At 73.8% G+C, this 6,000-nt stretch carries 8 protein-coding genes; all 8 read left to right on the top strand.

Going from position 1 to position 6,000, the window contains the following annotated elements:
* Nucleotides 1-214 precede the first annotated feature (214 nt).
* On the top strand, nucleotides 215-559 hold the full coding sequence (locus ACZ4Z1_RS36650) for a hypothetical protein (protein WP_468491005.1): 345 nt from the start codon (nucleotides 215-217) through the stop codon (nucleotides 557-559).
* Between the two features lie 34 nt (nucleotides 560-593).
* Nucleotides 594-788 (top strand): hypothetical protein, encoded by a 195-nt coding sequence (locus ACZ4Z1_RS36645; protein WP_468491004.1) that lies wholly within the window; start codon nucleotides 594-596, stop codon nucleotides 786-788.
* A 238-nt stretch (nucleotides 789-1,026) separates the two neighbouring features.
* Nucleotides 1,027-1,290, top strand: a complete 264-nt coding sequence (locus ACZ4Z1_RS36640; RefSeq protein WP_468491003.1) for a WhiB family transcriptional regulator — start codon at nucleotides 1,027-1,029, stop codon at nucleotides 1,288-1,290.
* 75 nt (nucleotides 1,291-1,365) lie between these two features.
* Nucleotides 1,366-1,542, top strand: a complete 177-nt coding sequence (locus ACZ4Z1_RS36635; protein WP_468491002.1) for a hypothetical protein — start codon at nucleotides 1,366-1,368, stop codon at nucleotides 1,540-1,542.
* Nucleotides 1,543-1,742: 200 nt separating this feature from the next.
* Complete coding sequence (locus ACZ4Z1_RS36630) at nucleotides 1,743-1,934, top strand: DUF5999 family protein (protein ID WP_468491024.1); 192 nt, start codon at nucleotides 1,743-1,745, stop codon at nucleotides 1,932-1,934.
* A gap of 100 nt (nucleotides 1,935-2,034) precedes the next feature.
* A complete protein-coding gene (locus ACZ4Z1_RS36625; RefSeq protein ID WP_468491001.1) occupies nucleotides 2,035-2,664 on the top strand; it encodes a hypothetical protein in 630 nt (209 codons plus the stop codon).
* Between the two features lie 105 nt (nucleotides 2,665-2,769).
* Nucleotides 2,770-3,147, top strand: coding sequence for a hypothetical protein (locus ACZ4Z1_RS36620; protein ID WP_468491000.1), 378 nt, complete (start codon nucleotides 2,770-2,772; stop codon nucleotides 3,145-3,147).
* Between the two features lie 210 nt (nucleotides 3,148-3,357).
* Entirely contained in the window at nucleotides 3,358-5,838 is a 2,481-nt protein-coding gene (locus ACZ4Z1_RS36615; protein WP_468490999.1) for a DUF2637 domain-containing protein, read from the top strand.
* Nucleotides 5,839-6,000: the final 162 nt, after the last annotated feature.

Raw genomic sequence — 6,000 nt, 5'->3', positions numbered from 1 at the left:
ACCAACCCGGGACAACGTGGGAAGATCTACACGAGAAGAGAAAATTGACCCTCTCGTTCTCTTACCCCTCCCCCCAACCCAACCCCCACCCCCCCCTGGCCACCCCGATCGCGGGGTGGCCAGGGGCCGTGGCTGTCCGTACGGCAGCCGGCAGCCCCCGGGGAATCGCACTCCCCGGGGGCTGATCTCACGCACTGGACCTTGGGGTGCCCAGATGACGATCAGCATCGCACAGCCGTTTGTCCCTGCCGCGGCGCAGTTCCTCCCCGCGACAGCCACGGCCTCGCGGCAGGAGGTCGAGGCGCAGATCGGTCCCCGCCGCCGGGGCGCGATCTATCAGAACACGGAAGGCGCGTTCGAGGTGCTGTCGGTGGTCACCGATCCCGCCGAGGCCCGCGTGCTGCTGCGGCGGGACAGCGCGCAGTGGGCGCTCATCGTCCGCGACGTGCTGCGCGCGGGCGGCGAGCCGTTCGCCGTCGGATCGGTGTGGAGCACCTCCGACCACCTGGTGCGCGAAGCACCGGACCGTACTCGCGACGGCTGGGGCGCCGCGGCGTAAGGCCTGCCGCTGAATCGAGAGGGGACGCAAGCCGATGGACAAGAAGCTCGTCACGGCGATCGAGCGTGACGACCGGCGGGAGGACGCCGGGATGCACCCCGATGACCGTGCCACCTGCCACACCCACCAGGCCTGGACGGATGACTGCGCCGACCGGCACCGCCCGGTGACCGCAGAACGGCTGCTGGCCGAGGCACGGAAGCTCGACCGCATCCGTGCACGGACCTGACTTCACCTGACCAGCCGCTTCGACTCCGGCCAGCCGTGCGTGTGCGGCTGGCCGGGCGCGTAGCTGCTCGTCCGGGCAGTGAAAGGTGACAGCCCCGGGGGCGCAATCCCCGGGGCTGTCCAGGACCTGATTGGGAGGCCCTGATGTTCGACAGCATCCCACGTCCGACCAGCCGTACCGACTCCGATCCGGATATGGACGAGGCCTTGCGCCGCGTCCGGCAGGGGAGGTGACCGGCATGGACTGGCGTCACCGCGCGGTGTGCCGTACAGAGGACCCCGAACTCTTCTTCCCTACCGACAAGAGGGGCCCGGCCCTGCTGCAGATCGAGGAGGCCAAGGCGGTGTGCCGCCGCTGCCCGGTCATGGAGCAGTGCCTGCAGTGGGCGCTGGAGTCCGGCCAGGACTCCGGCGTCTGGGGCGGTCTCTCGGAGGACGAGCGGCGGGCGATGAAGCGCCGCGCCGCCCGCAACCGGGCCCGGAACGGGAAGGTGGCGGCATGAGCGAGGAGGAGAGGCAGCGCCTGGAGGACGCGCTGCGCCGGACCAACGAGCGCCATGATTTCGGCCGTCGTGCTCATGGCTGAGTCCCTGTACGACCGCTACATGAAGGCCGCGGCCGACAGCCACGTGCACGGCGCGACCTGCACCAGGTGCTCGCCGGACGCGCGGTGCGACACCGGCCGGCGTCTGCACGAGTCGTTCACCCGGCTCCAGGACGCCTACCTCCGCTGGCAGAAGCAGCAGCGGACGTGACCGCAGCGCGGGACGGACCCCCAACTCCCCGCCCGCGCCGTGCTGCTCCACCAGGCCGGCCGCCCGCACGACGGGCGGCCGGCCTTTCGTACGCCTCCGGCCCGGGCACGCCCCGGGCTCCCCTTCCGCCAGGAGACCTCATGCCGACCACCCAGCTCGACACCACGACCACCAGCACGGTCCGGGCGCTCCCGGAGTCGCTGTGCCGGCACACGCCGCCATGCCCGACCGCCGACAGTCCGGACCGCGAGGCCGCCCACGTGGTGGCCCGTCACCCGGAGCAGGGCTGGAGCCTGCTGTGCAACGCCGTTCTCCTGTTCGAGGACACCGGCGAGCTGCTCCCCGACGGCCGGATCGTCGCTCCGCACCGGCCCCTCGCGGCCGCGGTCTGACGGCTGCCTGAGCCGCCCGCCCCGACCACCAAACTCCTGGTGGTCGGTGCGGGCGGTGACGGGAGCCGGACAGTCCGGACCGATCGCAATAGGGGGTTTCATGTTCTGGTTCACCAAGCGCCGACGCGCCGCACGTGTCCAGCACGCGGCACGCATCCAGGCGGTCCAAGGCCGGCTGGCCCGTGTCAAGAGCGACCGGGACGGTGCGGCCAACGCCGCTGCCGCTGCCCTCGTCATCGCTGTCCGCCTGGCTGGCCGGGTCGACTGGCTGGAGCGCGACCTGGCCACGGAAGAAGCCCGCGCCGAGCGGTTCGACGCCGACCTGGACCGCGCCGCGGCCGAGGCACGCGAACTGCGGCGCATCCGGACCCTGCTGGAAAGCGCGCTCGATCACTACACCGCTGCCGTCGCTCAGCCCGTCCACGTCCTGGTCCGCGACGGGCGGCTGCACAGCGTCCACCGCTCGAAGGAGGCGGCCCGGCAGGCCGTACGCCAGGCCGACTCCGGCGTGCCGGACCTGATGACGTGGACGTCGCGGGCGGGAGCCGACCCGGCCACCGGCTGGTGGTACGCGGCATGTGCTCTGCCGCCGCTGCCGGACCCGCCGCAGGCGGCGGTCATTGAGGCGTACTACCGGGCCCTGGAGGCCCGTGAGTCTGCCGCGATGCCGTCGGCACAGGCGGGTGAGCGCGGTCTTCGTGCCCTGCAGGCCCTCCCCGTCGGCCGCTGACCGGTCTGCCGGTTGCCTGCTGCGTCCCGCCGCCCATCGGGCCAGCGGGACGCAGTCGCAGGGGAGCCGGACAGCCCGGCCCGAGGCACCGTCGAGGAGTCGCTGATGAGTACTACACCGCAGACCCGTTCCACCACGGCGTCCACCGTGTTCCGGGTGGGCGATTACGTCCTGTACCGGAATCCGGATTTGTACTGGGCGGGCCGGCCCGGCCACACGAACCCCTACAAGGTCGCGGCGTTGTGGACCGTCTCCGGGGGCGCCACGGCCTACGAACTGGCGCCGTTGGTCGTCGGCGTGCCGCCGGTGCCCCGGGCCCGGGCCGGGTACATGCGGCTGCTGCCGCCCGAGGACGCGATGGCCGATATCGACGCCGCGCCGCTGGCGAATCCGCACCAGCTGGCGGCGGCCGCCGTGGCCTGGCTCACGCAGCAGCCGTCGCTGCGGCGGGCCGGGCAGCCGGCGCTGCCCGGCCCGCGCTGATCCCGAAGCACCACCGGTCGCAGCCCCGTGTCCCGGGGCTGCGGCCCTGTTTGGAGAGGAGGCGGCGTGGCCGCCACGCGCACCAGGAGCCGCAAGAAGTCGACTGCGGCGAAGAAGACACCCTCGGAGCCCCGGCGTTCCGCGCCCCGCACCGCCTCTGCGCCGGCTCCGGCCGTGTCGGGGCCGTTGGTCTGGCCGTCGGCGGATCCGGTGACCGCTGATACCCGGGACCGCGCGGCCGACTTCCTTGACAGTGCCCGTGAGAGGGCGGTTGGGGAGGCGGCCGAGTGGGCCGCGTACGTTCGCGACCGTGCGGCTGACCAGGCCGACCTGCTGCGTGAGCACGCTGCCGACGACGTCCGGCGACTGCTGGGCTCGGCCCGTGACCGCGCCGAGCTGCAGCGCTTGGATGCCGACCGGCAGGCCGGCGCGGCGCGGGCCGCTGCGGCGGCCCTGGCCCGGCAGGTGCTGGCCGAGGCCGCCGAGGAAGCTGGCCGTCGGCTGGGCCAGGCCGGGGAAGATGCCGAGGTGCTCCGGGCCGAGGGCCGCGCGCAGGTGCGGCGGATGCGGACGACGGCGCGGGCCGCGGCCGCCCGCAGCGCCGTCGTCACCGAACGGCGCGCGGCCGCGCGAGCCCGGCACCTGATCTGCACCGCGCAGCGCGAGGCGGCCGAGATCACCGGCCGCGCCACGTCGCGTGCAGCCCATCTGACGGCCGCCGCTGCCACGGAGGCGAACGAGCTGCGCGCCGCGGCGCAGCGGCAGCTCGAGGCCGCCCAGGCCGAGGGGGAGGCGGCGCGCGAGCAGGCCGCCGTTGCTGCCGCCGAACTGCGGGGCCAGGCCGAACAGCATCTGTCCGGGGCACGGCGCGACGCTGCACAGCTGAGGCAGGACGCCGCGCGGCGCGCCGAGTCGCTGACCGCCGAGGCATCCGCGGAAGCCGACCGTCTCCTGGAGGAGGCCCGTACCGGCGCCGAGCAGCGGCGGTCAGCGGCCGAAGAGGCGGCACGGTCGTGCCGGCAGCAGGCGCACGACGACGCCCGGCAACTGCGGGCGGGGGCCGTTCAGGACGCCGAGCGGGTGCGTTCGGGCGCGGCGGCGGAGGCCAAACGGATCCGTGACGCGGCCCGTGCCAAGGCCGCGGAGGCCGAGAAGCTGCTGGCGCAGGCCCGGACGGACGCCGAGCAGGCCGGCACCGACCGGGCTCAGGCGGGCGACCTGCGCGAGCAGGCCCAGCAGGCCCTGGAGGACGCCACGTCGCGCACCGCGCGCCGGGCCCGGCGCCGGGAGATCCGCCAGGAGTCCCGCGCGAAGCGGAAGCAGGCCCGGCAGACGGCCCGGCGGGAGGCGGCAGCCGCCCGCGGCCGGCGTACCTGGAGCCAGCGCGCGCAAGTGCTGGCCCGCGCGGGCAGCCGGTTCGCCGGCTGGTGCCGGAAGCTGAGCGTCAATCAGGCGCGGCGGGTGCTGGTCGTCGGGCCGATCGCGGCACCGATGGCGGTGGCCTGGTGGTCGCAGATGGACTACGCCCAGACCGCGTTCGGCTGGGCGGCCATCTTCGCGGTCGGGTTCGCCGCCGCCTGGGAGCTGACCACCGCCTTCACCGGATGGATGTACCACCAGGCCCGCAAGGTGGGCGACGGTGGCCTCCTCTACCGCGTCTTCACCTGGATCTTCGCCTCCGGGGCCGCGGCGATGAACTACGCCCACCACTGTGCTCCCGACGGCTCCCCGACCCAGGCGGCCGTCGCGTTCAGCACGATGAGCATCGTCGGCATGGTCCTGTGGGAGCTGTATGCCTCCCTGGTCCATCGCAAGGCACTGCGGGACCAGGGCCTGGCCGCCAAGGCCCGGCCCCGCATCGGTGTCATCCGCTGGATGCGCTACACCCGGCATGCCTGGACCGCCTGGTCTCTGGCGATCACCGACGCGTCGTTGTCGACGCTGGACCGGGCCTGGTGTGCGGCCGAGACCGAACTGGCGCGCAAGTCCGTGCTGAAGGCGGCGCGAGCGGGACGGCCGCTGCCGTCCTCCTACCGGGTGGTCCCGGTCTCGGCCAGTCTCACCCCGGCCGGTCTCCCCGGTCTCACTGCCCAGTTCCTCGGCTCCGGCGGGACCGTCACCCTCGAGCGCATCGAGACCGGGACCGCCGCTGCACATAGCGGCGGGACCGAGACCGGGAAGGAGACCGAGACCGCGGTCTCGGTTCGGCCGTCGTCGCCGGTCTCGCGAGACCGGCTGGCGCTGGGCGCCGGGCAGGCCCGCGAGACCACGGCCGGTCCCGGGGCCGCTGGCACCAGCCCTCTGGGGTCTCGCGAGACCAGTAAGACCGCAGGCCGGGCCTGGCCCGGAGACGGACGGCGCGGGTCCGCTGGTCTCGGCGAGACCGAGACCGGGACTGCTGGTCTCGCCTTCCGCGGTCCCAAGGACGGGACCGGGACCTCCAGCGGGACCACAAACGGGCCCGGGACCGGGACTGAGACCGGCGGCCCGGTCTCGGCCGGCGGTCTCGGGAGCATCGAGACCGAGATCGGTCTCTTGATGGATCTGATGCGCTCCAGGGGCGGTCCCGACAAGGTCTCCCTCGACACCGCCATCGCCGAGACCAAACGCCCGAAGTCCACCGCCGCCAAGCGTCTGGCCGCGGCCCGGGACCGCTACTCCCGCCTGGCCGAGACCACCCAGCGGACCTGAGACCAGTCCGCTGGCGCACCGCGGACCGGCGCCCCGTCGCGGTGCACCGCGACGCCAGGAGTCCGGCATCACCAGTGAAGGCCAGCCCAGGGCATGTGGGCTGGCCTTCGCCGCGACTGCCGGAAGCAAGTCGACAGCCCCTCAAGTACACCAGGAGGAATC

The sequence above is a fragment of the Streptomyces sp. NPDC030165 genome (assembly GCF_055573595.1).
This window is presented reverse-complemented; position numbering and strand designations above follow the sequence as displayed.